The sequence below is a fragment of the Mesorhizobium sp. B2-3-6 genome, assembly GCF_006442305.1.
Classification (GTDB): Bacteria; Pseudomonadota; Alphaproteobacteria; order Rhizobiales; family Rhizobiaceae; genus Mesorhizobium.
On record NZ_VFVW01000009.1, the window covers coordinates 40,060 to 65,817 of the forward strand.

Genomic DNA, 25,758 nt, shown 5'->3' on the forward strand with positions numbered 1-25,758 from the left:
GCTAGAAGCCCCGTTGCAGAAGACCTGTACTTTTATGCATTGTGCGGCGCAAAAACCGGCATCCGGTTGCGGCCAATCTCACATGAGTATCGATCGGACTCTGGGACAGTGATTTCAGGGCGTGCTTACGCGCGCATCGCCAACCGCTGCCGCGACAGCTTGCGATAGGATGACGGCGTCATCTTGTGCTTGCGCATGAAGGCGCGGTTGAAATTGGAGATGTTCATGTAGCCGACCTGGAAACAGATGTCGGTGATCGGAATATCGGTATCGGCCAGCAGCTTGCAGGCCTGCCACAGCCTCAGCTTGGCAAGGTGGTCACTGAAGGAATTGCCGGTGTTCTTCTGGAAGAAGCGCGAGAATGTGCTCTCGGTCATTCCCGCGAGCGCCGCCACATCAGGCAGCTTCAGATCCTCGGCGAAATGCTGGAACAGATAGGTCAGCGTGCGCTGGATGATGTCGAGCGAGGTGGCATCCAGAACAGGGGAGAAATCCGGCGAAGACAACAGCTCGTATTCGTCGGTCCTGGCGAGGAGATCGACGAGGTTCAGGAACAGGCAGAACCTGGTTAGCCCGCTGACCTCCCCCATCCGTTCCATTGTCTCGGCGCCTTCCAGTGCCGTGCGGCCATGAAAAACCATGCCGCGCAGCGACCGCTCCAGGAACGGCTCCAGTTCGCGCAGTTCGGGCAACAGGCCAGCCGAGCCGCGCAGCCTCTCGGCATCGAACTGGAGGACGATGTCGCGGCCTTCGATCAGCTCGCCCGGCTGCACCGCCGTCACCCAATCATGCGGCAGCCCGCCGCCGACGATGGTCAGGTAACCCGGCCCGAACTCGCCGATGTGGTCGCCGACCAGCACCACACCGGAGGATTTTCGCAAGAGGTGGATTTCGTACTCCGGATGGAAATTCCAGACATTGCGCTCCCAGGGATAGTCGTCCAGCCGCCACAGGAAACTGTCGCTCGCCTCGGTGACGATATGTTCGAAGGCCGGCGCCGTGCGAAGCGTCGCAACCGGATTCCTTTTGCGCCTGAACTGCATCCTGCCTCCTGCAAATTTGGGTTCCGTGGCACCTCGCTCGTCCTTGCAATGCGTAGCAGCCTTGGGGCCATGTGTGAAATGGGCCATCGGAGAGCGTCGGTCACGAGGCTTCAGCGTCATCGGCGATCCGACTGGATCAATCCGTTCCCGCCCCTCCTCCCTTGCCTTCATGTCGCGTTTCGTACAAAAGCTGACGTAAACGCCGCGAAACCGAAGGTCTCGCCGTTTGCAATGCGGCTTCCGGCTTTTTTGCCGATGCGCCGCAACCTTGAAAGAGCGGAATAATGTCTGCGATCGAAGCCGGCGCTCGCGCGCCGGAAAATCTTTGGCGTCAGGAAATCAGGGCGACTTTGGCGCTCGCCTGGCCCATGGTGCTGACCAATCTCGGCCAGACCGCCATGACGGCCACCGACGTCATGATGATGGGCAGGCTGGGGGCGGACACGCTGGCCAGCGGCGCGCTTGGCGCCAATCTCTATTTCATGCCGCTGATCTTCGGCCTGGGCCTGATGCTGGCGACCTCGCCGATGATGGCGACCGAGCTCGGCCGCCGCCGTCATTCGGTGCGCGACCTGCGCCGCACCGTGCGCCAGGGGCTGTGGCTGGCGATCCTCATCTGCATTCCGATCTGGATCTTTCTCTGGCACGGCGAGAACGTGCTGCTCGCCATGGGCCAGGAGCCCGCTCTGGCGCATAGCGCCGGCATCTACCTGCGCTGGCTGGAATGGGCGGTGCTGCCCTTCTACGGCTATATTGTGCTGCGTTCCTTCATATCGGCGCTGGAGCGGCCGGGCTGGGCATTGATAATCGTCTTTGTCGCCGTCGCCTGCAACGCGCTCTTCAACTGGGTGTTCATGTTCGGCAATCTCGGTGTTCCGGCCATGGGCATATCAGGCTCGGGCCTTGCCACCTCGCTGTCCTCAACGCTGATGTTCGTCGGCATGGCCGCCGTGGTGATGTGGGAGAAGAAATTCAGGCGCTATCATCTGTTCGGCCGCTTCTGGCGGTCCGACTGGCCGCGCTTCAAGGGCCTGCTGCGGCTCGGCCTGCCGATCGCGGGCATCCTCGCTTTCGAGGTGACGATCTTCAACGCTGCGGCGCTGCTGATGGGCCTGATCGACGCGGATTCGCTTGCCGCGCACGCCATCGCCATCCAGATCGCGTCGATCTCCTTCATGGTGCCGCTCGGCCTCAACCAAGCGGTGACGGTGCGCGTCGGGCTTGCGCATGGCGCCGGCAATCCGGAAGGCGTCTCGCGCGCCGGCTGGACCGCCTTCGTCATCGGCGTCTCGTTCATGGCCCTGATGGGCCTGATAATGATCCTGTGGCCGCATCTCCTGATCAGCGCCTTCATCGACCTGGCCAATCCGGCCAATGCCAGGGTGATCACGCTTGCCGTATCGTTCCTGGTCTTCGCGGCCCTGTTCCAGGTCTTCGATGGCGCGCAAGCGGTTGCCGCCGGCATGCTGCGCGGCCTGCACGACACCAAGGTGCCGATGATCTATGCCGCGATCGGCTATTGGGGCGTCGGCCTGCCGCTGGGCGTGCTGCTCGCCTTCCCTTTCGGCTTCCATGGCGTCGGCATCTGGATCGGGCTGTCCAGCGGACTGGCGGTGGTGGCGGCGTTGCTTCTGGCGCGCTGGCTACGGCGGGATCGCCTCGCGCCGCCGCTGGTGTTCGAACACTGATGCAGAGGGCCGCCGGGTTGTCCGGTGGCCTTTCCGTCATTGTCGGCGTCAGCTGTTTTTGAGCGCCGGGCTGAACACCATCAGGCTCAGTATTTCGAACAGCACCTGGGCGCCGGCATGCGCGGTGTTGGTGGTCGCATCATATTGCGGCGCCACCTCGACCACGTCGCCGCCGACGATGTTGAGGCCTTTGAGGCCGCGCAGCAGTTCGAGCACTTCCCGAGTCGTCAGGCCGCCGACTTCCGGCGTGCCGGTGCCCGGCGCGAAGGCCGGATCGACGCTGTCGATGTCGAAGGAGACATAGGTCGGTCCGTCGCCGACTATTCTGCGCGCCTTCTCGATAATGGCGGGGATACCGAGGCCGGTCACCTCCTCGGCATGGATCACGGTCATGCCGGATTCGTAGGTGAACTCCCACAGATATTCGGCCGAGCCACGGATGCCGATCTGGATGGTGCGCGTCGGGTCGAGCACGCCATCGAGCACCGCGTTGCGGAACGGGCCACCATGGTGAAACTTGGTCATGTCGAACAAGCCGCTTGTATCGCAATGGGCGTCGATGTGGATGAGGCCGACCGGGGCCTTCTTGCCGACGGCCTTCAGGATCGGATGGCTGATCGAATGGTCGCCGCCGACCGACAATGGAATGACGCCGGCATCGACGATCTGGTTGGTGCGGCGCTCGATGTCCTCATGGCAGGTCTCGAGCCGGTAGCGACTCTGGAACGGCACGTCGCCGATGTCGGCGACCCTGAGCTCATGCGTGGGAGCGCATTCCAGCACGTGATTGTAGGGGCCGATGCGCTCGATGGCGCGCAGCGCCCGCGGCCCGAAGCGGGAGCCCGGCCGGTTGGTGACGCCGAGATCCATCGGCACGCCTGTTATCGCCACCTGCAAATCGCCGAAATCCGGGTTGTCGGCCGATATTTCGCGATAGGGCGCGGCGAGGAAGGTGGGGATACCGGAATAGGGCGCCAGCCGCGTGCCCGACTTGGAAAATATCTTGTCGGCGACCTTGCGGAACTTCGGGTCGAACATCTCGCCGCCATGGCTCTCGCCATATTTGCGGCGCAACGCGTCGAGCTTGCCGCTGTCATAACCCATGTCGGTTTTCTCCTGTCTGTCTCTCCGGAGTGTCCGGTAGCGCTTTGGAAAAATCAATTGCGTTCGGACGGGTTGGCTGCCGCAGGTCTTTCTTTTTGTCGGGCCAGCCTGAAACCGGGCAGCGCTTTTGCCAATTCGATGCTATGAGGCCTGTCGCGATCATGGGCGGCAGGCAGCGAAGGCGGTAACGAGACATGGCCAGGACCGATATTGCGCGGCGCGTCTACAACCATACCTGGAAGCTCGACCCGATCGTGCGCAGCCTGCTGGACACGGATTTCTACAAGCTTCTGATGCTGCAGATGATCTGGGGCATGTACCCCAAGGTCGACGCCACCTTTTCGCTGATCAACCGCACCACTTCGGTGCGGCTGGCCGAGGAGATTGACGAGGGCGAGTTGCGCGAACAGCTTGACCACGCCCGCACCTTGCGCTTCTCCAAGAAGGAGATGATCTGGCTGGGGGGCAACAATTTCTATGGCCGCAAGCAGATCTTCGAGCCGGAATTCCTGGCCTGGCTGGAGAATTTCCGGTTGCCCGACTACGAGCTTTCCAGGCGCGGCGGGCAGTATGAGCTCTCCTTCAGCGGCCCGTGGATGTACACCACGCTGTGGGAGATTCCCGCGCTCGCCATCATCAACGAATTGCGCTCGCGCGCCGCCTTGCGGTCGTTCGGGCCTTTCACGCTCGACGTGCTCTACGCCCGCGCAAAAGCCAAGATGTGGGCCAAGACCGAACGGCTGAAGGCGCTGCCCGGCATCCGTATTTCCGACTTCGGCACGCGCCGGCGCCATTCCTTCCTGTGGCAGCGCTGGTGCGTGGAAGCGCTGAAGGAAGGCATCGGCGAAGCTTTCACCGGCACCTCCAACGTGCTTCTGGCCATGGACAACGACCTCGAGGCGCTGGGCACCAACGCGCATGAACTGCCGATGGTGTTCGGAGCGCTGGCCAATTCGGAAAAGGAATTGAAACAGGCGCCCTACAAGGTGCTGCAGGATTGGCAGCGCTACTATGGCGGCAATTTGCTGATCGTGCTGCCCGACGCCTTCGGCACGGCTTCCTTCCTGCGCGACGCGCCGGATTGGGTGGCCGACTGGACCGGCTTTCGCCCCGACAGCGCGCCGCCGATCGAGGGCGGCGAGAAGATCCTGTCCTGGTGGCGCGAGAAGGGCAAGGACCCCAGGCAGAAGCTGCTGATCTTCTCCGACGGGCTCGAGGTCGAGACCATCGAGGAGACCTACCGCCACTTCAAGGGCAAGGTGCGCATGTCCTTCGGCTGGGGCACGAACCTGACCAATGATTTCGAGGGCTGCGCGCCTACGGCAACCGACAGCCTCGACGCCATATCGCTGGTCTGCAAGGTGACCGAGGCCAACGGCCGGCCGGCCGTGAAGCTCTCGGATAATCCAGCCAAGGCGACGGGTGACCTCAAGGAGATCGAGCGGTATCTGCGCATCTTCGGTGAAAAGGACCGGGTGGAGCAGTTGGTCAAGGTGTGAGGGCACGACCGGTGCTTCCGGCATCGCCATACGAGACGGCAAAGTCGGATAGGCTGAGTTCCTTGGCGCCCCCCTCTGTCCTGCCGGACATCTCCCCCTCAAGGGGGGAGATCATGCTGTCATCTTCGTCTTCGCGAACCTCCGGCGTTGCAAGGGAAGCGCCGACAGAGAAACCGCCAATCTCCCCCCTTGAGGGGGAGATGTCCGGCAGGACAGAGGGGGGCGCCGTAGAGTGCCGTCGTCGGTCATTAGCATTTTTGCCTATCGCTCTATTGCTCCTCTCACCCACCCCAGCCTTCGCCCACGCCTCGGACCGCGGCCACGTCCTGCTCCTGCCGACCGGCTATTACCTGATCGGCGGCGCTTTCGCCGTGGCCGCAAGCTTCCTCGTGCTGGCGCTGCTGCCGGCGCATCGGCTCGATCGTTTCTGGCGGCGGCGCCTGCCACTGTTCACACTGGGTGATGATGCCCGCACCGCTGCGAGCCTGATATCCTTTGCCGGCTTTGCATGTCTCATTGCCGCGGGTTTTCTCGGCAGCCGCGATCCGCTCTCCAACCCGCTGCCCTTGGTGATCTGGACACTGCTGTGGGCCGGCTTCACGCTGCTGCAAGGTTTCCTTGGCGATCTCTGGTCCTGGCTCAATCCCTGGTACGGGCCGGTGCGTCTCCTGTTGCGTCTGACCGGCAGAGGCGATGAAGCGGCCAGGCGCCTTCCGCCATGGCTCGGCTGCTGGCTGGCTGTCGTCCTGTTCTTCGCTTTTGCCTGGTTCGAACTCATCGATCCAGCGCCCGACGATCCGACACGGCTGGCCCGGGCCGCCGGCCTCTACTGGTTGTTCACCTTGCTGGCGATGCTGTCGTTCGGTTATGGGGCGTGGGCCCGCAGCGGCGAGTTCCTTACCGTCTTCTTCTCAATGGTGGCACGCTTCGCGCCGCTCGTGCGCGACGAGCGCGGCCGGCTTGCGCTATGCTGGCCGGGCGCCAAGCTGCTGACCGCCGCGCCTTTGCCGGCAAGCGGCGTGGCCTTCCTGCTGCTCGCCCTGTCCTCGGTTTCCTATGACGGCCTGTCGAAGACCTTCTTCTGGCTGGGCCTGTTCGGCATCAATCCGCTTGAATTCCCCGGCCGCACGGCGGTGATCGGCAGCGGCAGTTTTGGCCTCGTCCTGACATTCATGCTGCTTGCGGCGGTCTTCCTGCTTGCCGTGGTCGTCGGCCAGAAGCTCGCCGGCGACGGCCACAGGCTTGGCGAGGCGACGGGGCTGCTGGTCTGGTCGATCGTGCCGATCGCGCTCGCCTACCACATCGCGCATTACCTGACGGCGCTGCTGGTCGACGGCCAGTATGCGCTTGCGGCACTGTCCGATCCGTTTGCGCTCGGCTGGAACCTTTTAGGCACCGCCGACATGCAGATCGAAGCCGGCATCGTCGCCGGCGCGGGCTCGGCATGGTGGCTGTGGAACATCCAGGCCGGTGCCATCATTCTCGGTCATCTGCTTGCCGTGCTCGTCGCCCACGGCTTCGCCGCACGCCTGCATCCGGTTCCCGCCCGCGCCGCGCTCAGCCAGTTTCCGCTCACCTTGCTGATGATCGCCTACACCGTCTTCGGCCTCTGGCTGCTCGCCACGCCGACCGTTGGCTAGACGCGGTGGAAATAAACCGGGATCCCCCTGGGGAAACGGCATTGCCGTGTCCGGACTTTGGTGATTTAGTTTGTACACATGCAATTTCGGCCGTCCGCAGGACGCGGTCTGCTACGTTCCAGCCATTGGTCAAAACTCAAAAACAGGGGAACTGCCGTGACTGACAAGAATGGGTTTTTCGATCTCTCCAAGGCCGGTCTCACCCGCCGCACCGCGCTGAAGGGTCTGGCCGCCGGCGCCGGCCTGGCGGTCGCGCCCGGTTTCGTCCGCTACTCCCAGGCGCAAAGCTCCGCCCCGATCAAGATTGGCTTCCAGTCGCACCGAACCGGCATCGGCGCCGCCTATGGCCGCTGGTACGAGAAGACCACGGCCGCGGCGGTCAAGGCGATCAACGCGGCCGGCGGCATCAATGGCCGGCCGGTCGAGGTCATCATCGAGGATGACGGCACCGATCCCGGCCGCGGTGCCGAGGTGGTCGGCAAGTTCGCCACCCAGCACAAGACCGACATCGTCTTCGGCACCTTGTTCTCGCATGTCGTCATCGGCTCGGCACCCGCCGCCGGCGAAGCCAAGATGCCCTATTTCGTCGTCAGCGAAGGCCACCATGTCGCCTCGACCAAGCTCAACCGCTATGTCTTCCAGCCCGGCATCACCGACGTAAAGAGCCAGATCCAGTCGATGGCGCCGTGGATCGCGGCCAATGCCGGCAAGAAGGTGACGCAGATCTTCCCCGATTTTGCTTTCGGCTACGACCACCGCGACTACCTCCCGCCGGCGTTGAAGGCGCAGGGCGCAGAGGTCATCGCGCAAATCGCCATTCCACCGACGGAGAGCTCCTTCACCAAATACTTCCCGCAGATCCCTGCCGAGACCGAGGTGATCTACCACGTCATGGTCGGCCCGGCGGTGCTCACCTTCGTCAAGGAGCTTGGCGAGTTCTACGGCTCCAACCGGCCGCAGCTGTTCGGCTTCATCGATTCGCTCGAAGCCGTCGACATCAACAGCCCCGGGCTCGAATTCCTGGACGGCAGTCATTTCTGGGAAGGCTCGCCGCGTTATGCCCAGGCGGACGATTCCGAGGCGCAGAAGACCTATCGCGCCGCCGTCGGCATCGACGACAATGGCGCGGCCGTCGGCGACCCCAAGGACGTCTCCACCGCCGCGCACATGTTCGGCTGCTGGGAGACGCTCTACGTCGTCAAGAAAGCGATGGAAGACGCCGGCTACAAGGGCCCGGAAGACCGCGCCAAGCTGGTCGAGGCGACCGAGGCGCTGACCGAATTCGCCGAAGGTCCGGAGCATCCGCAGGGGCCAAAAACCTTCAACGGCAAGATCCACCAGTGCTTCGGCATCCAGAACATCTCCAAGGTCGAAGGCGGCAAGCTCAAGGTGGTGCACAAGACCAAGATCGAGGACGGGCTTTACGAGGCCGAGGGGGATTATACGACGCAGGCGTTGTAGGCCGGCTCAACAGCAAGCGTGAGCGCCAAGCCACCCCCTCTGTCCTGCCGGACCCGGCCCTTCGCTGTCGCTCCGGGCGTTCGTCGTTCGGAAAGCCAAGCAATTGGCTTTCCGTCCGCTGCGCGGACCACTTCTCACCCCCCTCAAGGGGCGTGATTGCGCTATCGGTGAGTGCCTAACCCATGCATTTCGGACCCCACCTCCTCCTTGCCGCCCTCGAAGGGCTCGTCACATCCGCCGTGCTGGCGCTGACCGCGCTCGGCCTGTCGCTGGTGTTCGGCGTGATGCGCGTGGTCAACGTCGCGCATGGCGAGTTCTTCATGCTGGGAGCCGTGCTCGCCTGGGCGATCACGACTGCGATCGGAGGCCATCCGGCGCTCGGGTTCCTGGCGGCACTTATCATCGCACCGCTGGTCGTCGGCGCCCTTGCACTGGTGGCCGAGCGGCTGGTGCTGCGCCGGCTGAACTACAATCCGGAAGCCACCATCGTCGCCACCATCGGCATGCTCTACATTATCCAGCAGCTGGCGCTGACCTTCTATGGTCCGGAAGCGCGCCCGGTAGAGCCGCCCTTCAGCTATCGCATCCTTCTGCCGTGGTTCGGCTATTCGGGCTACAAGCTGTCGATCATCGCGGCATCCGTCCTTCTGCTCGTGGTGACATGGCTGGTGCTGACGCGCACCAGGGTCGGCCTCGTCATGCGTGCCACGCAGTATGACAGCGAGACGGCGCAGGCCTTCGGCATCCCTGTCGATCGAGTCTATGGCGGCGTCTTCGCGCTCGGCGCCATGCTCGCGGCCATCGCCGCGGTGCTGATCGTGCCGATCAGCCAGGCGCATTACCTGATGGGGCAGGATCCGCTGCTGCTGTCCTTCATCGTCGTCATCATCGGCGGCCTCGGCTCGTTGCGCGGAACCGTCATCGCCGCCGTGCTGATCGGGCTGTCGGACGGCATCATCTCGATGTTCTTCTCGCCGACGCTGGCCAAGATCATCGCCACGCTGCTGGTCGCCATGGTGCTGGTGTTCCGGCCGCAGGGCCTGTTCGGGACGGCGACGCGATGAGCGAGACCTCGCCGGCAAAAGCCTATGGCTTGCATCTCGGCGTCATCGCGCTGCTTTTTGTCCTGAGCTTCGTGCTGCCGGATTATCATCACGGCCTCGTCGCCCGCATCATGGTGCTGGCGGTCTTCGCCATGGGCTACAACATGCTGTTCGGCTATGTCGGCCTGCTCAGTCTCGGTCATGCCATGTTCTTTGGCGCCGGCCTCTACGGCGCCGGCCTTGCCGTCATCCAGCTTGGCTGGAGCGTGCCGGCGGCTTTGTTGAGCGGTATCGCCTGCGGCGCGGTGCTGGCACTGGTGATCGGGCTGCTGGCGCTGCGCACTACGGGTGTCGCCTTCATGATCGTCACCATGATGTTCGCGCAGGTCTTTTACCTCCTCATCCTCTATTTTGCCGCGTGGACCGGCGGCGACCAGGGCATGGTGGTGCCGCAGCCGGCACGCGTCCTGAATTTCGGCGCGACGTCGCTCGATCTCACCAATCCGACGGTGCGCTACATGAGCGCGCTGGCTCTGTTCTCGCTCGTGCTTCTGGTCACGCTGGCCGTCGTCCGCTCCCGATACGGCCGCGTGCTGGTCGCCATCCGCGAGAACGAGGAACGGACCAAAATGCTGGGGTACGACACCTTCTCCAACAAGCTCGCCGCCGTGGTCGTCTCCGGCGCCATCTGCGCGGCGTCGGGCGCTGCCTATGCGCTGCTGTTCGGCTATGTCGGCTCGAGCTTCGCCTCGGTACAGTACTCGATCCTGCCGCTGCTGTGGGTGCTGCTCGGCGGCGCCGCCACCACGCTCGGACCGCTGATCGGCACGCTGTTCATGTACTATGTCATCGACGTCACCAGCGGCTTCACCTCCGCCTACCTGTTGATCGTCGGCGTCGCGTTGATCCTGCTGGTGCTGTTCTTCCCGAAAGGCATTCTGGGCAGCATCCGGCAGCGCTGGCTCGGATGGCTGCCATGACGCCGCTTCTGACCACCAAAGGCCTGTCGCGCAATTTCGGCGGCCTGCGCGCCGTCGACAGCGTCGATTTCACCTTGGTGCCGGGCGAAATCTGCGCCGTCATCGGCCCCAACGGTGCCGGGAAGACCACTTTCGTCAGCCTGATCAGCGGCCGTATCCCGCCCTCGTCCGGATCGATCGTTTTCGACGGCTCCGACATCACCGGCCTGCCGGCCTATGTCAGGGTCCGCCAAGGCATTGCCTACACGTTCCAGATCACCAGCATCTATGCCAACCTGTCCGTTTACGCCAACGTCGCGCTGCCCGTGCAACTGACGCTACGGCATGGCCATTCCAAGAGCGCGATACAGGCCGCTGTCATGTCGGCGCTCGCACGCACTGGGCTGGCCGACCGCGCCCATATGCCGGCCGGTCAATTGTCCTATGGCCACCAGCGCCTGCTGGAGGTGGCGATGGGCTTGGCGCTGAAGCCGCGCCTGCTGATCCTCGACGAGCCGACGCAGGGGCTCGCCGACAGCGAGATCGACAATTTCATCGCCCTGGTGCGCGAGATCGCCAGCGACGCCACCGTGCTCCTGATCGAGCACAACATGCCTGTCGTCATGCAGCTTGCCGACCGCATCACCGTTTTCAACGCCGGCAAGATCCTGGCAGAGGGCACGCCGGAGGCGATCCGCGAAAATGCGGCGGTGCAGGAAGCCTATCTGGGGACCGCCCCATGACCGAGACGAGCAAGACGCAAGCGTTGCGGATCGCGGGACTGGACTGCTTCTATGGCGAGATCCAGGTGCTCTATGGGCTCGACCTGGTGCTGAACAAGGGCGAGGTGCTGTGCCTGTTCGGCCGCAACGGCGCCGGCAAGACGACGACGCTGAAAGCCATCATGGGACTGGTCCGGGCGAGTGCCGGTTCGATCAGCCTCGCAGGCCAGGAATTGACCGGCCTGGCCGCCCACGAGGTGCCCAAAGCCGGCATTGCCTATGTGCCGCAAGGCAGGCGGCTGTTCGCCGAAATGACGGTGGCGGAGAACATCGAGATCGGGCTGATGGCGCGCGGCAAGGGGAAGGCCGTGCGCGAAAACGTGCTCAACCTGTTCCCGCTGCTGCGCCAGCGGCTCAGGCAGCGCTCGGGCACCTTGTCGGGCGGCGAGCAGCAGATGCTGGCCATGGCACGCGCGCTCTGCCTGGAACCGCAGGTGCTACTGCTCGACGAGCCGACCGAAGGGCTGATGCCGTCGATGATCGCAAAAATCCGCGAAACGGTGGCGAAGCTGCGCGAACTGGGCGTTTCCACCATCCTGGTGGAGCAGCGGGTCGACGCCGTGCTGTCGGTAGCCGACCGCGTCGCCTTCATCGAGAACGGCCGCAACCGCGAGACGGTCGATGTCGAGGCGTTGCGCGCCGACCCGTCGGCGGTCAGGCGCTATGTCGGCGTAGGCTGAGCACTATCTCCCCTAGTAGCCGTTCCGCGTCAACCGCTTGGCGCCATCGTGGGCTTATCCAAAGAACAAAAACCCGGCGATCAAAAACGTCGGGATCAGCACCGCGCCCGACCATGCCATGTAGCCGAAAAAACCCGGCATGTTCACGCCGCGGTGCCGGGCAATGGCGTAGACCATGAAGTTCGGCGCGTTGCCGATATAGGTGTTGGCGCCCATGAACACCGCACCCGCCGAGATCGCCGCCAAGGTCGAAGCGAGCTCCGTCATCAGATGCCGGGGAGCGCCGCCGGCCAGCTCGAAGAACACCAGGTAGGTCGGAGCGTTATCCAGGAAGGACGACAGCGCTCCGGTCAGCCAGAAATAGGCGAGATCGTTGGGCATGCCCTGCGCTGACGTGACGAGCGCGACCAGCGGCGCAAGCGCGCCTTCGTGGCCGGCCCTCAGGATGGCGACCACGGGCACGATGCAGACGAAGATGCCGGCGAACAGTTTCGCCACTTCCGCGATCGGCCCCCAGTTGAAACCGTTCGCCTGCCGATACTCCTTGCGCGAGACGGCCAGCGAAACGAAGGCAAGCGCCAGGATGACGACATCGCGCACAAGGTTCTGCAACTCGAGGTCCACCCCCTGAATGGAAAGACTGATGCCGGGCTTCCATGTGGCCGAAAGCAGGATCGCACCGATCACGCCGGCCAGCAGCGGCAGGTTGGGCAGGCCGCGGATGCGCACTTTCGTGTCCGGCGTCGGGTCCTTGATCTTTGGCGCGCCCATTTCGCGGCGATGCAGCGTGGTGTCGATCGCCAGGAAGACGGCGAGCACGACGACGCTGACGAACAGGGTCTCGCGCCAGAGGTTGGCGGTGGTCCAGAAGAAATCGACGCCGCGCAGGAAGCCGACGAACAGCGGCGGGTCGCCGAGCGGCGTCAGCGAACCGCCGATGTTGGACACCAGGAAGATGAAGAAGATGATGACATGGGCGTTGAACGCCCGGTTGTCATTGGCGCGGATGAGCGGCCGGATCAGGATCATCGAGGCGCCGGTGGTGCCGATGACGGAAGCGAGCAGGGCGCCGATGAGCAGCAGCCCGGCATTGACCAATGGCGTGCCGTGGATGTTGCCGGCCACGAGAATGCCGCCCGAAATGGTGAACAGCGCGAACAGGAGAATGATGAACGACATGTATTCGGTGAGCAGCGCATGCAGCACCGCTTCCGTTGCCACCGTCGTGCCGAAAGCCGATGCGAGCGGCACCACCACGAGAGCCGCCCAAAATGCAGCAATCTTGCCGTAATGATGCTCCCAGACATGGTTGAAAAGCAGCGGTCCCGTGGCGATCGAAAGCAACAGCCCGGCAAAGGGCAGCGCCCACCACAGCGACATCGTCCGGCCTGGCAGGCCGTGCTCTTCCGCGGCGAAGGCCGTTCCCGGTAACAGCATCGCGACAGCCACCACGGCACTTGCCGTCAAAGCCGTCGCCCCTATCGACCCCTTCTCTTCTCCCACGATGAGGTCAGTCCGCCGCGTGGTCTTCGAGCGTCACGCCTGCTTGGCGCATCCTTGCCAACATCGTCTCGACCGAACCGTTGAGGTCGATCCCGCGGCAGGCATCGAGCCTGACAGTGGTCCTGAACCCCTGCTTGACCGCGTCGAGCGCCGAGAAGGCGACGCAGAAATCGGTCGCCAGGCCGACCAGGGTCAGAGTGTCGATGCCGCGCTCCCTGAGATAGCCGGCAAGGCCGATCGGCGTCGTGTGGTCGTTCTCGAAGAAGGCCGAATAGCTGTCGATATCAGGCCGAAATCCCTTGCGGATGACGAGCTCGGCCTTGGTCCAGGCAAGACCCGAGTGAAAATCCGAGCCGAGGCTGCCCTGGATACAATGGTCCGGCCACAATGTCTGCTGGCCGTAGGGCATCTCGATGGTTTCAAAAGGCTGGGCGCCTGGATGGCTTGAGGCAAAGCTCGAATGGCCGGCTGGATGCCAGTCCTGCGTCAGCACGACATGATCGGTTCGCCGGATCAGGTCGTTGACCAGCGGCACGATCTCGTCGCCGCCGGTCACAGCCAACGCGCCGCCAGGGCAAAAGTCGTTCTGCAGGTCGATGACGACAAGCGCTTCTTCGGCCATGGGGTTCCTTCCTGTCGATATCGGGCGCGGGCTCCCAGGGGATCCCGGCGAAAGAAAGCCGCTGGCGCGACCGGAGGGAGAAACTTGACCAGATGGCGGGCCGCGTCAACCATTAGAGCGCCGGGCGCAACCCCGAACGCGCAAAGGGCGCCCCAGCACCTAGATTTTGCGGAGAACAAATGCGTGGCGGCGGCAGCCGTGCGGGTGCTGCGCAAACTCCGGCTTTGACAATTTCCGCCGACTTGATATCATTTGCATACGAATGAATTTAAGCCGGGCCCGGACGCCGGCAAGTTCCCTCGGAAAGGCCCTTTTTCTGGGAAGGCAAAGCGTGATCCGTTACGCGAAACCCACCACGGTCGACGAGGCGCTCGCCCTGCTTGGCGAAGCTTCGTGGCGCATCCTTGCCGGCGGCACCGACTTCTACCCGGCGCAAGGCAACAAGCCTTTCCGCGACAATGTGCTCGACATCAACGGGCTGGCCGCGCTGCGCGGCATTGCGGAAACGGAAACGCACTGGCAGATCGGGGCGCGCACCAGCTGGACCGATATCGTTCGCCATCCCTTGCCGCCGGCCTTCGATGCGCTGAAAGCGGCCGCGCGGGAGGTCGGGTCCGTTCAGATCCAGAATGTCGCCTCGATCGCCGGCAATCTCTGCAACGCTTCGCCGGCCGCGGATGGCGTGCCGGCGCTGCTGGTGCTCGACGCCGAGATAGAACTGCGCTTGGCGCAAGCGGTGCGCCACCTGCCGCTCCGGGAATTCATCCTCGGCAATCGCCGCACGGACCTGCGGCCCGGCGAGATGGTAACCGCCATCCGCGTGCCGAAAGCGGCCGGCGCGGGTATGTCGGCTTTCGTCAAGCTCGGCGCGCGGCGCTATCTCGTCATCTCGATCGCCATGGTGGGGGCACGCCTGGTCGTGCAGGACGGCATCGTCGAGCAAGCGGCGGTCGCCGTCGGTTCCTGCTCGGCTGTTGCAAAGCGGCTCGGCGGGGTCGAGGCGGCCCTGCGCGGACTGGCGGCGGATCATGGGCTGGCCACAGCGGTCCTCGCCGCGCCGATGGAAGAGCTGTCGCCGATCGGCGACGTGCGCGGCAGCGCCGAATACCGGCAGGACGCGGCGCGCGAAATCGTTGTCCGCGCCGTGCTTGCGGCGGCGGGGCCGGTGAATGGTGACAGGACGGCGGCGGCATGAACAAAGCACAGCCTGACATCAGCCAAGGTCGACCCGGCGGAGCCCTTTCCGACAGTGACGCAGGTCAGCCCGGCCTCGCACGCGCCGAGATTACCTTCGCGGTCAATGGCGCCGCCGTCTCGGTCAACGTGCCGCCGCTGCGCCGGCTGTCCTCGGTGCTGCGCGACGAATTGCTGCTGACCGGGACCAAGGTCGGCTGCGACGCCGGCGACTGCGGCGCCTGCACGGTGCTGGTCGATGGCGATCCGGTCTGCGCCTGCCTGATGCCGGCGGCGTCGGCCGCCGGAGCGTCGGTAACGACGGTCGAAGGGCTCGCCAATGGCCGGCTGTCGGCACTACAGGCCTCCTTCCTGGCGCATGGTGCGGCGCAGTGCGGCATTTGCACGCCGGGCCTGCTGGTGGCGGCGACGGCCCTGCTGGACAAGAAAGCCAGGCCGAGCGAGATCGAAGTGCAGGACGCGCTTGGTGGTGTCCTCTGCCGTTGCACCGGGTACCGGAAGATCGTCGCTGCTGTGATGGATGCCTCCGCCCAGGCTGCAAGCCTGGATTTCCGTCTGCCTCGGTCCGGTCACGCCATTGGCTCCTCCCCGATCCGGCTCGATGGCGTGCCGAAGGTGACCGGCGGTGAGAAATTCGGCGGCGATTCGTTCCCGGCCGATGCGCTGGCGGTGCTGGTAATCCGCTCGCCGCACTACCATGCCAGCTTCGCCTTCGGCGACCTCGACGGCTGGGCAAAAGCTCGTCCCGGCATCGCCGGTATCTTCACGGCGGCCGATATCCCGGGAAAGAACTGTTTCGGCGTCATCGGTCCGTTCGCCGACCAGCCGGCTCTCGCCGAAGGCTTGGCGCGGTTTCGCGGCGAGGCGGTGGCGCTTGTTGCCGGCGAGCGCGAGGCGATGCTCGATCTCGACCTGTCGGATTTCCCGATCCGCTGGACCGAATTGCCACATCTGTTGCAGCCTTGCGAGGCACAGGCCGAAGGAGCGGCGCTGATCCATGCGAACCGCCCGGCCAACCTTCTGACCAAGGGCTTCGTCGAACGCGGCGATCCCGAGACGGCGCTTGCCGATGCCGCTGTCACCGTGACCGGTGCGATCGAGACGGCCTATGTCGAGCATGCCTATATCGAGCCGGAAGCCGGCCATGCCTATATGGATGGCGACATGCTGGTCGTCGTCGCCTGCACGCAGGCGCCCTATATGGACCGCGACGACACGGCGAAGGTGCTGGGCCTGCCCGTCGACAAGGTGCGCATCGTGCCGACCGCGACCGGCGGCGGTTTTGGTTCCAAACTCGACGTGTCCCTGCAACCGCTGGTCGGCCTGGTGGCGATGAGGACCGGGCGGCCGGCGGCGCTTGCCTACACGCGCAATGAATCGATGATGTCGACCACCAAGCGCCACCCGGCGCAGATGCAAGCGACCATTGGCGCCGACGCCGAGGGCCATGTCACCGGCATGATTTTCTCAGGCGATTTCAACACCGGGGCGTACGCGAGCTGGGGACCGACCGTCGCCAACCGTGTGCCGGTGCATGCCTCGGGTCCCTATGCGACCCCGAACTACCGCGCCGAAGGCCGCGCCGTCCATACGCATGGGCCGATTTCCGGCGCTTTCCGGGGCTTCGGCGTGCCGCAGGCGACGATCATGCAGGAGACCTTGTACGACGAGCTGGCCGGCAAGCTCGGCATCGACCGGCTCGACTTCCGCTTGAGAAACTGCCTTCGTAACGGATCCGAAACAGTCACCGGACAGAGACTGGAATCGGGCGTCGGCATTGCCGAATGCCTCGATGCCCTGCGGCCGCATTGGGCGCGTGCAGTGGCTGACGCGGATGCCTTCAACAGTGCCAACGTGGATAAAAAGCGCGGCGTCGGCATCGCCTCCTGCTGGTATGGCTGCGGCAACACCTCGCTGCCCAATCCATCGACCATCCGGGTCGGCATCGCGGCGTCAGGCGAGATCATCCTGCACCAGGGCGCGGTCGACATCGGCCAGGGCTCCAACACCGTCATCACGCAAATCTGCGCCGACGCGCTCGGCCTGCCCTTGGAAAGGTTCCGGCTGAAAAACGCCGACACCGCGATCACTCCCGATGCCGGCAAGACCTCGGCCTCGCGCCAGACCTTCGTCACCGGCAAGGCGGCCGAGAAGGCCGGCCGCGCCTTGCGCGAAAAAATCCTGCGCTTTGCCAATGTCTCGGAAAAAGCGTCGCTTCAGCTCGAAGGTCCGGCGATCGTCATCCGTGAGGGCGAGGCGGTCCGCCGTGTCGATCTTGGCACACTCGAAGCGGATATCCACGGCTTCGTCTTCCGCGCCGAGGAGACCTACGACCCGCCGACGCTGCCGCTCGACGCCAAGGGCCAGGGCAAGCCCTATGCGGTCTATGGTTACGGCGCGCAGATCGCCGAGCTCGAGGTCGACCTCAAGCTCGGCACGGTCAAGCTGGTCAAGATCACAGCCGCGCACGATGTCGGCAAGGCGATCAACCCGCTGCTGGTCGAGGGTCAGATCGAGGGCGGCATCGCGCAAGGCATCGGCATGGCGCTGATGGAAGAGTATATTCCCGGCCGCACCGAGAATTTGCACGATTATCTCATTCCGACCATCGGCGACGTGCCGCCGATCGAGACGATATTGATCGAGGTGCCAGACCCGGAAGGGCCATTCGGCGCCAAGGGCCTGGGCGAACATGTGCTGATCCCGACGGCGCCGGCGATCCTCAACGCCATCCGCCATGCGACCGGCATTACGATCACAAAAGTTCCGGCAACGCCGACGCGCATCCGCGCCGCCATCCGCGAGAAGGAGGCATGCCAATGAGCGAGCTTGCCGAACGCTTCGAAACCCATGATCCCGGCGAGAAGCTGGTGGCGGAGAAGATCCGCTGCGATGCCTGCCCTGTGATGTGCTACATATCAGATGGCCGCACCGGCGCTTGCGACCGCTACGGCAATGCCGGCGGCCGGATCGTGCGCATGGACCCGCTGACCATTCTCGATCATACCGCCGAGATCGGCGGCGCTGTCGTGCCCTTCGTCGCCGAGGGCGAGGCCTGGGACGGCGAACTGGTCAACACCGGCCGCCGCTTCGTCACGGCGATCGGGGCAGGAACCACCTATCCCGACTACAAGCCGGCGCCCTTCATCGTCAGCCAGCAGGTCGAGGGCGTCGATCTCGTCACCGTCGTCACGGAGGGCATCTTCTCCTATTGCGGCGTCAAGGTGAAGATCGACACCGACCGTCATATCGGACCCGAAACGGCTGTCGTGCGGTCGCAACGCGAGGCGATCGGTCATGTCACGACGGGCGAATATGGCTCGCAGATGCTGTCGCTGGGCGGCGTGCATCATCTGACCGGCGGCTCCAAGGCCGAAGGCCGCGCCACCTGCGATGCGCTGCTCGATCTGTGCAACCGCAAGTCGGTGGAACTGACCATCGATGGCGGAGCCACCATAACAGTCGAAGCCGGCAAACCGCCCGTCATCGACGGCAAGCAGGAGCACCGCATGCGGGTCGGCTGCGGGTCGGCGACCATCGGCATGTTCGCCACCCAATGGCGCGGGCTGGTTGACGAGGTGGTGGTGGTCGACGACCACATAACCGGCGTCGTCTCGGAGCATCAGGCCGGCAAGGTGCTGGGCTGGCAGGACACGGGGATAAAGATCATCGGCCGCCGCTCGACGCCTGGGCGCTATTTCAAGGTCTCCGAGCCCGGTCTCGGCTGGGGCGGCACCAGCATATCCGACCCGCTGTCGATCCTGGGCGAATGGAACGCCAAGAAGGGCGCGCGGCCCGGCCTGTCGCTGCTGATGGTTTCGACCACCGGCGAGCAGTTCGCCTATTACGAACTCGACGACCAGTTGAAGCCAGTCGAAAAGCCATTCCCCGAACGATTGCAGAAATCCGTGGGGCTGATCGAGGATAATTGCGAACCGGCGCTGTGCACCGTGCTGTTCATCGGCGGCGCCGGCGGTTCGCTGCGCGCCGGCGTCACCGAGAATCCCGTCAACCTGACGCGTTCCGTGCAGGGCCTGACCACCTATGTGACGGTCGGCGGCGCGCCGGTCTATGTCTGGCCGGGCGGCGGCATCACGCTGATGGTGGATGTGACGCGCGTGCCGGAAGGCGCCTTCGGTTATGTGCCGACGCCGGCGCTGGTGGCGCCGATCGAATTCACGCTGCGCCGCGACGACTATATCAGGCTCGGCGGCTACGAAGCCGAGATCCGCAGCGTCGAGGATGTCGTCGCCAAGGGCGGCGAGTATCTGAACGCGCGCCGGGGCGACGGTGCGCCGGCCGGCAACCCGTGGCCACCGCTGGCGCAGTTGCGGCGCGCGCCCGCGAACGGGGCCGGATGACGATGAACGGCCCGCAAGCGCATTGGCTCGGGGATGGCAGGCGGCTGCACCTCAATCACGGGCCGATCGACCTGATCGTCGAGGCCTTTGGGACGCCAGGCGAATGCCGGCGAGCTTATGAGCAGGCCGTGGCGCGATTCCAGACCATCCTGCCGGAACTGGTGGAGGAATTGCCCGAGTTGCGCCGGCCGGCCACGTTGCGCCCCCGCGCCTTCGCCGGATCGACGGCGCGGCGCATGGAAGCGGCAGTTACCCCATTGGCGGACGACTTCATCACGCCGATGGCAGCCGTCGCCGGTTCGGTAGCCGACGAAATACTTGCCGCACTGATTACCGGGCGAAAACTCGATCGCGCCTATGTCAACAATGGCGGCGACAGCGCGCTTCATCTCGGTACCGGCCAATCGATCACCCTTGCCATTGCCGGCACCGGCCATGGCCTTGCCGACCGCATCGTCATCCGCGCCGAGGACGGCGTGCAAGGCGTTGCCACCAGCGGCTGGCGCGGGCGCTCGTTTTCCTTGGGCATCGCCGACGCCGTCACCGTGCTGGCGAGGACCGGCGCAGAGGCCGATGCCGCGGCGACGCTGATCGCCAATGCCGTCGACTTGGCCAACCATCCCGCTATTCGGCGTGTGCCCGCGCATGATCTGGCGCCGGACAACGACCTTGGAGACAGGCTGGTGACGCAAGAGGTCGGTCCGCTTTCTGCCAAAGAGATTGCCACGGCGCTGGACAGGGGACTTGCCGTCGCCGAAGATTTCCACCGCAGGGGACTGGTCGCCGCATCGGCGCTGTTCCTCGCCGGCCAGACCCGCATCGAGGGCTCAATGGCGCTTGCCGCGCCCGACAAAAGTCCAGGGAAGGAAGTTGCCCATGCCTGAGTTTCCGCTCCGCAAGATCGTGGTGCTGACCGAAGAGATCTTTCATGAGGGCGGGCCGGCGCCCAAGGTGCCGCGCCGCCGTGCCGCCGCCATGGCGCTGGTAAAGAACCCGTTCGCCGGGCGCTATGCCGAGGAGTTGCAGAGCGCCATGGACGATCTGAAGCCGCTTGGCCTGCTGCTCGCCGACCGGCTGATCGCGGCATTGGGTGGCGACGTGAAGCAGATCGACGGCTATGGCAAAGGCGCCATCGTCGGCATCTCGGGCGAACTCGAGCATGGCGCGCTTTGGCATGTGCCGGGCGGCTACGCCATGCGCGAGCGGCTCGGCGACGCCAAGGCGATCGTGCCGTCGGCCAAGAAGGTCGGCGCCTTCGGCTCGCGGCTGGATGTGCCTCTCGGCCACATCAACGCCGCCTATGTGCGCAGCCATTTCGATGCGATGGAAGTCGGCGTCAGCGACGGACCGCGTCCCGACGAGATCCTGTTCTGCCTCGCCATGACCTGCGGTCCGCGCGTGCACAATCGCATGGGCGGCCTGGCCGCCGACGACATCAAGGCATGGGACGGGCTGCGGTGAGCGGCGAAGACAATCTGCTGAAGCTGGTCGAGGTCGAGGAGGCGGACGATCAGGACTACCACCTGCAGGAGCAGGTCGGCTTCATCCTGCGCAAGGCGCATCAGCGCCACGTCTCGATCTTCGCTGCCCATATCGGCGACCTGACGCCACCGCAATTCGCGGCATTGGCCAAGCTGCGCGATGTCGGCGAGACTTCGCAGAACCAGCTCGGCACGCTGATCGCCATGGATGCGGCGACGGTGAAGGGCGTGATCGACAGGCTGAAGGCGCGCGGCCTTGTCGAGCTCTCCAAGCACGAGGGCGATAAGCGGCGGCTGCTGGTCAATTTGACCGCCGAAGGGCGCGAGGCGATCGAACGCCTGATCCCGCTGGCGCGCGAGATTACCGAGGAAACCTTGGCACCGCTCACGGCCAGGGAGATCGCCACCTTCATGAAGCTGCTGGCGAAATTGGCGTAGGCCGGCGACGAGGTCCTTTCCTCTCCCTCCGGACGGGAACCACCTGGCCACCGCCGCCGACGGATATTGAAAGGGGACCAGGGCGCAAGAACCTTCCTGCACCGCGCTAAGGGTCGACTCCCACTCCGTCGAGCTTCGCTCGACACCTCTCCCCCGATCGACGGGGGAGAGGTGGGCGCCAAGCTGTCCTGGGACGAAGAACCTGGACCTTGGGCCGGCGCTTATCTCCGGCGAAATCTCAGAGGCCGTTGTCCTTCAGCACCTGGGCGGCGTTTTCCTTGGTGATCTTCTGCGTCGGCAAGGTGATGGTCTTCTCCACCTTCTCGCCATTGAGGAACTTGATCGCCTGCCGAAGGCCCTCGGCGCCCGGGGTGACATAGGTGAAGGTCGCCGTCAGCTCGCCCTTGTTCACCATCTGCACGCCTTCGTTGGGCAGGCCGTCAATGCCGATGAACTTGATGTCCTTCTCGCGGCCGACATCCTTGGCGGCAAGATAGGCGCCATAGGCCATCGGGTCGTTGTGGCCGTAGACGAGATCGATCTTCTCGTTGCTCTTCAGCGCGTTGGCCATCAGATTATAGGCCTGGTCCTGCTTCCAGTCGCCCGACTGCTGGTCGAGCAGGTACTTGATGCCCGGCTCCTTGTCGGTGAACTCATGGAAGCCGTCATGGCGGTCATGCGCCGGCTGGGTGCCCATGCCGCCCCAGATCTCGACGACATTGCCCGATGCCTTGCCCTTGCCGCCGAGCAGCTCGACGGCATATTCGCCGGCCGCGCGGCCGATCAGCTTGTTGTCGCCGCCGACGAACTGGGTGTAGTCCTTGGTGTCGACATTGCGGTCGAGCACGAAGACCGGGATCTTGGCGTCGATCGCCTGCTGCACGACGCCGGTCAGGCCGGCCGATTCCTTCGGCGACACGAGCAACGCATCGACCTCCTGGCGGATCAGGTTCTCGACATCGGCAACCTGCTTCTCGGTCTTGTCCTCGCCGTCGGTGATGATCAGCTCGACCTCGGGATGCTTTGCGGCCTCGGCCAGGATGTCCTTGTTGAACTGCGCGCGCCAAGGCTCGATGGTCGTCACCTGCGAGAAGCCGATCTTCCACTTCTTGTCCTGGGCCATGGCGTGGCCGGTGGAGAGCAGCGCGGTGGTGGTCAGCAATGCCGCGCCAAGGGCGGCAAGCTTCAGCGTGTCACGTCGTTTCATTTCTTGTTTCCTCCGAGATTGAGAGACCGGGTCTCTTGCGACGGCCGTTTTGCCGCGGCCGTTTCCTTGTGCGCCGCTCCGGGCAGGCGCAGATAGGCTAGGAGATCACCGGCATTGCGCTCCTGCACGAGCACTGTGCCGATGATGATCATCCCCTTCAGCACCAGCTGAAGGTTCGAATTGATGTTGTGGAGCTGCAATATGTTGGACAGCAGCCCGAAGATCAGCACGCCGCAGAATGTTCCGGTGAGGCTGCCGCGCCCACCCATCAGGCTGGTGCCGCCGATGACCACGGCGGCGATGGCGTCGAGCTCCAGGCCGGCGCCGGCATCGGGCTTGCCTTGCCGGTACTGCGCGACATAGAGCACCGCGGCAATGCCGGCGAGCAGGCCCGAAACGGCGTAGGTGACGATCTTGACCCGGCCGGCGGCGATGCCGGAAAGCCTGGCCGCCTCCTCATTGCCGCCGATGGCGTAGACATAGCGGCCGAACGGCGTGAAGCGCAGCACCGCGCCATAGATCAGGATGGCGCCGAGGAAGAACAGGCCGGGCATCGGGACGACGCCGAACACCATCGAGCGCAGCAGCTCGAAATCCTCCGTGGCGTTCGAGCCGGTATAGACCGGCAGCACGGCATTGTTCTGGCCGGCGGTCAGCCGGGCGATGCCCAACGCCGTCACCATCATCGCCAGGGTGACGATGAAGGGCTGCAGCCGCCCGGCAACGATGATGAAGCCGTTGAGCGCACCGAACAGCAGGCCCACGCATGGCGCGACCAGCAGCACGCCGAGGACGCCGAATTTTGGTTCGACCTGCGGCAGCAGGTACCACAGGGAAAGACAGCACAGGACCACGCCGACGATTGCCGGCGTGACCAGGCCGCGGGCGCGGCCCAGCCTTGCGTCGCGCGAGGCATCGGCGCCGGCGCGCGACTTTTCGAGATTGAGGAAGATGAAGCGGGTGACGATGAAGCCGAGGCAGAGCGCCACCACGGCGACGGTGGGCACGCCAAGCACCACTCCCGGCGTCACGCCCGGAACCGTCAGCAGCATGGCGCAGACCACCGAACAGATTGCCATCAGCGAACCGACCGAAAGATCGATGCCGCCGGTGATGATCACCGCCGTCATGCCGGTGGCGATCAGGCCGGTGGTCGACACCTGGCGCAGCACGTCGAGCAGATTGCCGTAGGACAGGAAGATGTTGTTGCCCTTGGAGCTGACCGGCGAGCCCAGCACGCCGATCAGGAAGATGGCGATCAGGCCCCAATAGAGCTTGGTGCGGGACAGGAGTTTCAAGGCGGTCATGCGGCAGGTCTCGAAATCGTGCGGCGCGGCGCGGCGAGACGCATGATGGCCTCCTCGCTCGCCGCATCGCGGGAAAGGATGCCGGTCTGGCGGCCATCGGCCATCACCAGAATGCGGTCGGAGAGGTGCAGCAGTTCCGGCAATTCGGAGCTGATGACGGCAATGGCCAGCCCGTCGCGCGCAAGCTTGAAGATGAGATCGTAGATCTCGCGCTTGGCGCCGACGTCGATGCCGCGCGTCGGCTCGTCGAGAAGAAGCACGCGCGGCCGTGTCGCCAGCCATTTGCCGATGACGACCTTCTGCTGGTTGCCGCCCGACAGCGTGCCGGCTGGCTGGTCGATGTCCTCGCAGCGTATGCCGAGCGCCCGGACCGCGTGGCGCGCCAGCTCCTGTTCGCCGGCCAGCGAACGGATGCCGAAGCGCGCCAGCGATCCGACCAGCGGCAATGCGACGTTGTCTGTAATGGAAGCCTGGAGATGCAGGCCTTGCGTCTTGCGGTCCTCGGCCACCAGCGCAATGCCGAGGCGCCTGGCATCGCGCGGCGAGCGTATCTCGACCGGCGCACCGTCGAGCCGGATCTCGCCGCCGGTGCGGCCATCGCTCGAACCGAAGATCGCCTCCAGGATCTCGGTGCGCCCTGAACCCAGCAGCCCGCCAATGCCAAGGATTTCGCCTTCGGCGAGTTCGAAGTTGACGCCGTCGATCACGGTGCGCCAGCCATGGGCGTCGGGTTTCGTCAGCGACAGGTTCTCGACGGAAAGCACGACTTCGCCGACGGAACGGCGCTCCTCTTCCGAGGAGGCCAGCAGGTCTCGCCCGACCATTGCCGAAATGATGGCGTTCTCGTCGAGCTCGCCCATGGGCCGCGTCAGCACGTGGCGTCCGTCGCGAAACACCGTGACCCTGCCCGCCAGGTGCATGACCTCGTCGATGCGGTGCGAGATGTAGACGATGGCGACGCCGCTGTCGGCAAGCTGGCGGATGATGCGGAACAGCCTCTGGCATTCGGCTGGAGAAAGCGCCGAGGTCGGCTCGTCCATGATCAGGATGCGCGCCGACATCGACAGCGCCTTGGCGATCTCGACCAGTTGCTGTTCGCCGACGCGCAAGGCGCCGACGCGGGCTTCCGGGTCGAGCTCGATGCCCAGCCGCTGCAGAAGAGCGCTGGCGGCGCGGCTGCTCGCCTTGCGGTCGACGATCAGCCCGGCGATCAGCTTCTCGCGCCCGAGAAAGATGTTGTCGGCGACGCTGAGTTCGGGGACCAGGTTAAGCTCCTGGTGGATGATGGCAATGCCGGCGGCCTCGGCGTCGCGCACGCCGGCGAAATTCGCGGCTACGCCGTCGACGCGAACCGTGCCTTCATAACCCGTGTAGACACCGGAAAGGATTTTCATCAGCGTCGACTTGCCGGCGCCGTTCTCGCCCATCAAGGCGTGGACCTCGCCGCGCCGCAGCTCGAAACCGACGTCGACCAAGGCGGCAATGCCGCCGAAGCTCTTGGATACGTGCTCAGCGCTTAGGACGACATCCGAACGATCCGCCGCAACATCCCGACGCGCGATGGAATTTCCGTGCTCCATGACAAAGGCGGCCTCCCTTCCGTCGTCGTCTGACCTCATGAACGCTATTCTAAACGTTTCGATCCTGTCAAGCTTCTATCTGGTCACGTGAGATTGGCTCATTTCAATTCTTGCGAAAAACCGCGATATTCCGTAGGTATGATGCATAGAGAGGCGGCGAAACGTT

21 protein-coding genes are annotated in these 25,758 nt (G+C 64.7%); 14 read left to right on the forward strand and 7 right to left on the reverse strand.

The window, feature by feature from the left end; translation table 11 throughout:
• Positions 1-125: 125 nt before the first annotated feature.
• Positions 126-1,043, reverse strand: a complete 918-nt coding sequence (locus FJ953_RS24180; protein WP_140514353.1) for an AraC family transcriptional regulator — start codon at positions 1,041-1,043, stop codon at positions 126-128.
• Between the two features lie 284 nt (positions 1,044-1,327).
• Between FJ953_RS24180 and FJ953_RS24185 the strand changes: the two genes are divergently transcribed.
• Positions 1,328-2,731 (forward strand): MATE family efflux transporter, encoded by a 1,404-nt coding sequence (locus tag FJ953_RS24185; protein WP_140524197.1) that lies wholly within the window; start codon positions 1,328-1,330, stop codon positions 2,729-2,731.
• Between the two features lie 48 nt (positions 2,732-2,779).
• Here FJ953_RS24185 and speB read toward each other — a convergent pair whose 3' ends face one another.
• Positions 2,780-3,835 carry an agmatinase gene (gene speB / locus FJ953_RS24190; protein WP_140491375.1) on the reverse strand — a complete coding sequence of 352 codons (1,056 nt, stop codon included), beginning with the start codon at positions 3,833-3,835 and terminating at the stop codon, positions 2,780-2,782.
• 194 nt (positions 3,836-4,029) lie between these two features.
• Between speB and pncB the strand changes: the two genes are divergently transcribed.
• The 7 genes from pncB to FJ953_RS24230 all read left to right on the forward strand — a co-directional run bounded on the left by pncB (position 4,030) and on the right by FJ953_RS24230 (position 11,899).
• Positions 4,030-5,334 (forward strand): nicotinate phosphoribosyltransferase, encoded by a 1,305-nt coding sequence (gene pncB, locus FJ953_RS24195; RefSeq protein WP_140625200.1) that lies wholly within the window; start codon positions 4,030-4,032, stop codon positions 5,332-5,334.
• Between the two features lie 200 nt (positions 5,335-5,534).
• Positions 5,535-6,974 carry a hypothetical protein gene (locus tag FJ953_RS24205; RefSeq protein ID WP_140625201.1) on the forward strand — a complete coding sequence of 480 codons (1,440 nt, stop codon included), beginning with the start codon at positions 5,535-5,537 and terminating at the stop codon, positions 6,972-6,974.
• Between the two features lie 156 nt (positions 6,975-7,130).
• A complete protein-coding gene (locus FJ953_RS24210) occupies positions 7,131-8,435 on the forward strand; it encodes an ABC transporter substrate-binding protein (RefSeq protein WP_140554618.1) in 1,305 nt (434 codons plus the stop codon).
• A 182-nt stretch (positions 8,436-8,617) separates the two neighbouring features.
• Entirely contained in the window at positions 8,618-9,499 is an 882-nt protein-coding gene (locus tag FJ953_RS24215) for a branched-chain amino acid ABC transporter permease (RefSeq protein WP_140491384.1), read from the forward strand.
• A complete protein-coding gene (locus FJ953_RS24220) occupies positions 9,496-10,458 on the forward strand; it encodes a branched-chain amino acid ABC transporter permease (protein WP_140491386.1) in 963 nt (320 codons plus the stop codon). Before FJ953_RS24215 ends, FJ953_RS24220 begins: the two co-directional genes overlap by 4 nt.
• Positions 10,455-11,180: an ABC transporter ATP-binding protein gene (locus tag FJ953_RS24225; protein WP_140625202.1), complete on the forward strand. Its 726-nt coding sequence runs from the start codon at positions 10,455-10,457 to the stop codon at positions 11,178-11,180. The genes FJ953_RS24220 and FJ953_RS24225 overlap by 4 nt, the downstream gene beginning before the upstream one ends.
• A complete protein-coding gene (locus FJ953_RS24230) occupies positions 11,177-11,899 on the forward strand; it encodes an ABC transporter ATP-binding protein (protein WP_140514341.1) in 723 nt (240 codons plus the stop codon). Before FJ953_RS24225 ends, FJ953_RS24230 begins: the two co-directional genes overlap by 4 nt.
• 54 nt (positions 11,900-11,953) lie before the next feature.
• On the opposite strand, the gene FJ953_RS24235 is transcribed toward FJ953_RS24230, so the two are convergent.
• Together FJ953_RS24235 and pncA are read right to left on the reverse strand one after the other, a co-directional pair.
• The gene (locus tag FJ953_RS24235) at positions 11,954-13,336 is read right to left on the reverse strand and encodes a sodium:proton antiporter (RefSeq protein ID WP_140625324.1); all 1,383 of its coding nucleotides are present in this window, start codon (positions 13,334-13,336) and stop codon (positions 11,954-11,956) included.
• A gap of 73 nt (positions 13,337-13,409) precedes the next feature.
• Complete coding sequence (gene pncA, locus FJ953_RS24240) at positions 13,410-14,024, reverse strand: bifunctional nicotinamidase/pyrazinamidase (protein ID WP_140625203.1); 615 nt, start codon at positions 14,022-14,024, stop codon at positions 13,410-13,412.
• A gap of 331 nt (positions 14,025-14,355) precedes the next feature.
• On the opposite strand from pncA, the gene FJ953_RS24245 reads away from it, so the two are divergent.
• Genes FJ953_RS24245 through FJ953_RS24270 form a run of 6 tightly spaced genes read left to right on the forward strand, consistent with a single transcriptional unit; the run spans position 14,356 to position 21,498 of the window.
• Positions 14,356-15,219 carry a xanthine dehydrogenase family protein subunit M gene (locus FJ953_RS24245; protein ID WP_140625204.1) on the forward strand — a complete coding sequence of 288 codons (864 nt, stop codon included), beginning with the start codon at positions 14,356-14,358 and terminating at the stop codon, positions 15,217-15,219.
• On the forward strand, positions 15,216-18,041 hold the full coding sequence (locus FJ953_RS24250) for a molybdopterin-dependent oxidoreductase (protein WP_140625205.1): 2,826 nt from the start codon (positions 15,216-15,218) through the stop codon (positions 18,039-18,041). Before FJ953_RS24245 ends, FJ953_RS24250 begins: the two co-directional genes overlap by 4 nt.
• Positions 18,038-19,579, forward strand: a complete 1,542-nt coding sequence (locus FJ953_RS24255) for a 6-hydroxynicotinate reductase (RefSeq protein ID WP_140582844.1) — start codon at positions 18,038-18,040, stop codon at positions 19,577-19,579. The genes FJ953_RS24250 and FJ953_RS24255 overlap by 4 nt, the downstream gene beginning before the upstream one ends.
• 2 nt (positions 19,580-19,581) lie before the next feature.
• Positions 19,582-20,463, forward strand: a complete 882-nt coding sequence (locus FJ953_RS24260) for a UPF0280 family protein (protein ID WP_140583053.1) — start codon at positions 19,582-19,584, stop codon at positions 20,461-20,463.
• Complete coding sequence (locus tag FJ953_RS24265) at positions 20,456-21,040, forward strand: amino acid synthesis family protein (RefSeq protein WP_140582841.1); 585 nt, start codon at positions 20,456-20,458, stop codon at positions 21,038-21,040. Before FJ953_RS24260 ends, FJ953_RS24265 begins: the two co-directional genes overlap by 8 nt.
• On the forward strand, positions 21,037-21,498 hold the full coding sequence (locus FJ953_RS24270) for a MarR family transcriptional regulator (RefSeq protein WP_140493433.1): 462 nt from the start codon (positions 21,037-21,039) through the stop codon (positions 21,496-21,498). The genes FJ953_RS24265 and FJ953_RS24270 overlap by 4 nt, the downstream gene beginning before the upstream one ends.
• 238 nt (positions 21,499-21,736) lie before the next feature.
• Here FJ953_RS24270 and FJ953_RS24275 read toward each other — a convergent pair whose 3' ends face one another.
• The 3 genes from FJ953_RS24275 to FJ953_RS24285 are packed head-to-tail and all read right to left on the reverse strand — an operon-like array spanning position 21,737 to position 25,592.
• Positions 21,737-22,705, reverse strand: a complete 969-nt coding sequence (locus tag FJ953_RS24275) for a substrate-binding domain-containing protein (protein WP_140491405.1) — start codon at positions 22,703-22,705, stop codon at positions 21,737-21,739.
• Positions 22,702-24,012, reverse strand: coding sequence for an ABC transporter permease (locus tag FJ953_RS24280; RefSeq protein ID WP_140582839.1), 1,311 nt, complete (start codon positions 24,010-24,012; stop codon positions 22,702-22,704). Before FJ953_RS24280 ends, FJ953_RS24275 begins: the two co-directional genes overlap by 4 nt.
• The gene (locus FJ953_RS24285) at positions 24,009-25,592 is read right to left on the reverse strand and encodes a sugar ABC transporter ATP-binding protein (RefSeq protein ID WP_140583050.1); all 1,584 of its coding nucleotides are present in this window, start codon (positions 25,590-25,592) and stop codon (positions 24,009-24,011) included. The genes FJ953_RS24280 and FJ953_RS24285 overlap by 4 nt, the downstream gene beginning before the upstream one ends.
• Positions 25,593-25,758: the final 166 nt, after the last annotated feature.

Excerpts from the sequence above, each read along its gene's own strand:
- FJ953_RS24180 (WP_140514353.1), bottom strand. The coding sequence starts at position 1,043 with ATGCAGTTCAGGCGCAAAAGGAATCCGGTTGCGACGCTTCGCACGGCG.
- FJ953_RS24185 (WP_140524197.1), top strand. The coding sequence starts at position 1,328 with ATGTCTGCGATCGAAGCCGGCGCTCGCGCGCCGGAAAATCTTTGGCGT.
- speB (WP_140491375.1), bottom strand. The coding sequence starts at position 3,835 with ATGGGTTATGACAGCGGCAAGCTCGACGCGTTGCGCCGCAAATATGGC.
- pncB (WP_140625200.1), top strand. The coding sequence starts at position 4,030 with ATGGCCAGGACCGATATTGCGCGGCGCGTCTACAACCATACCTGGAAG.
- FJ953_RS24205 (WP_140625201.1), top strand. The coding sequence starts at position 5,535 with ATGTCCGGCAGGACAGAGGGGGGCGCCGTAGAGTGCCGTCGTCGGTCA.
- FJ953_RS24215 (WP_140491384.1), top strand. The coding sequence starts at position 8,618 with ATGCATTTCGGACCCCACCTCCTCCTTGCCGCCCTCGAAGGGCTCGTC.
- FJ953_RS24220 (WP_140491386.1), top strand. The coding sequence starts at position 9,496 with ATGAGCGAGACCTCGCCGGCAAAAGCCTATGGCTTGCATCTCGGCGTC.
- FJ953_RS24225 (WP_140625202.1), top strand. The coding sequence starts at position 10,455 with ATGACGCCGCTTCTGACCACCAAAGGCCTGTCGCGCAATTTCGGCGGC.
- FJ953_RS24230 (WP_140514341.1), top strand. The coding sequence starts at position 11,177 with ATGACCGAGACGAGCAAGACGCAAGCGTTGCGGATCGCGGGACTGGAC.
- FJ953_RS24235 (WP_140625324.1), bottom strand. The coding sequence starts at position 13,336 with ATGCTGTTACCGGGAACGGCCTTCGCCGCGGAAGAGCACGGCCTGCCA.
- pncA (WP_140625203.1), bottom strand. The coding sequence starts at position 14,024 with ATGGCCGAAGAAGCGCTTGTCGTCATCGACCTGCAGAACGACTTTTGC.
- FJ953_RS24250 (WP_140625205.1), top strand. The coding sequence starts at position 15,216 with ATGAACAAAGCACAGCCTGACATCAGCCAAGGTCGACCCGGCGGAGCC.
- FJ953_RS24255 (WP_140582844.1), top strand. The coding sequence starts at position 18,038 with ATGAGCGAGCTTGCCGAACGCTTCGAAACCCATGATCCCGGCGAGAAG.
- FJ953_RS24260 (WP_140583053.1), top strand. The coding sequence starts at position 19,582 with ATGAACGGCCCGCAAGCGCATTGGCTCGGGGATGGCAGGCGGCTGCAC.
- FJ953_RS24265 (WP_140582841.1), top strand. The coding sequence starts at position 20,456 with ATGCCTGAGTTTCCGCTCCGCAAGATCGTGGTGCTGACCGAAGAGATC.
- FJ953_RS24275 (WP_140491405.1), bottom strand. The coding sequence starts at position 22,705 with ATGAAACGACGTGACACGCTGAAGCTTGCCGCCCTTGGCGCGGCATTG.
- FJ953_RS24280 (WP_140582839.1), bottom strand. The coding sequence starts at position 24,012 with ATGACCGCCTTGAAACTCCTGTCCCGCACCAAGCTCTATTGGGGCCTG.
- FJ953_RS24285 (WP_140583050.1), bottom strand. The coding sequence starts at position 25,592 with ATGGAGCACGGAAATTCCATCGCGCGTCGGGATGTTGCGGCGGATCGT.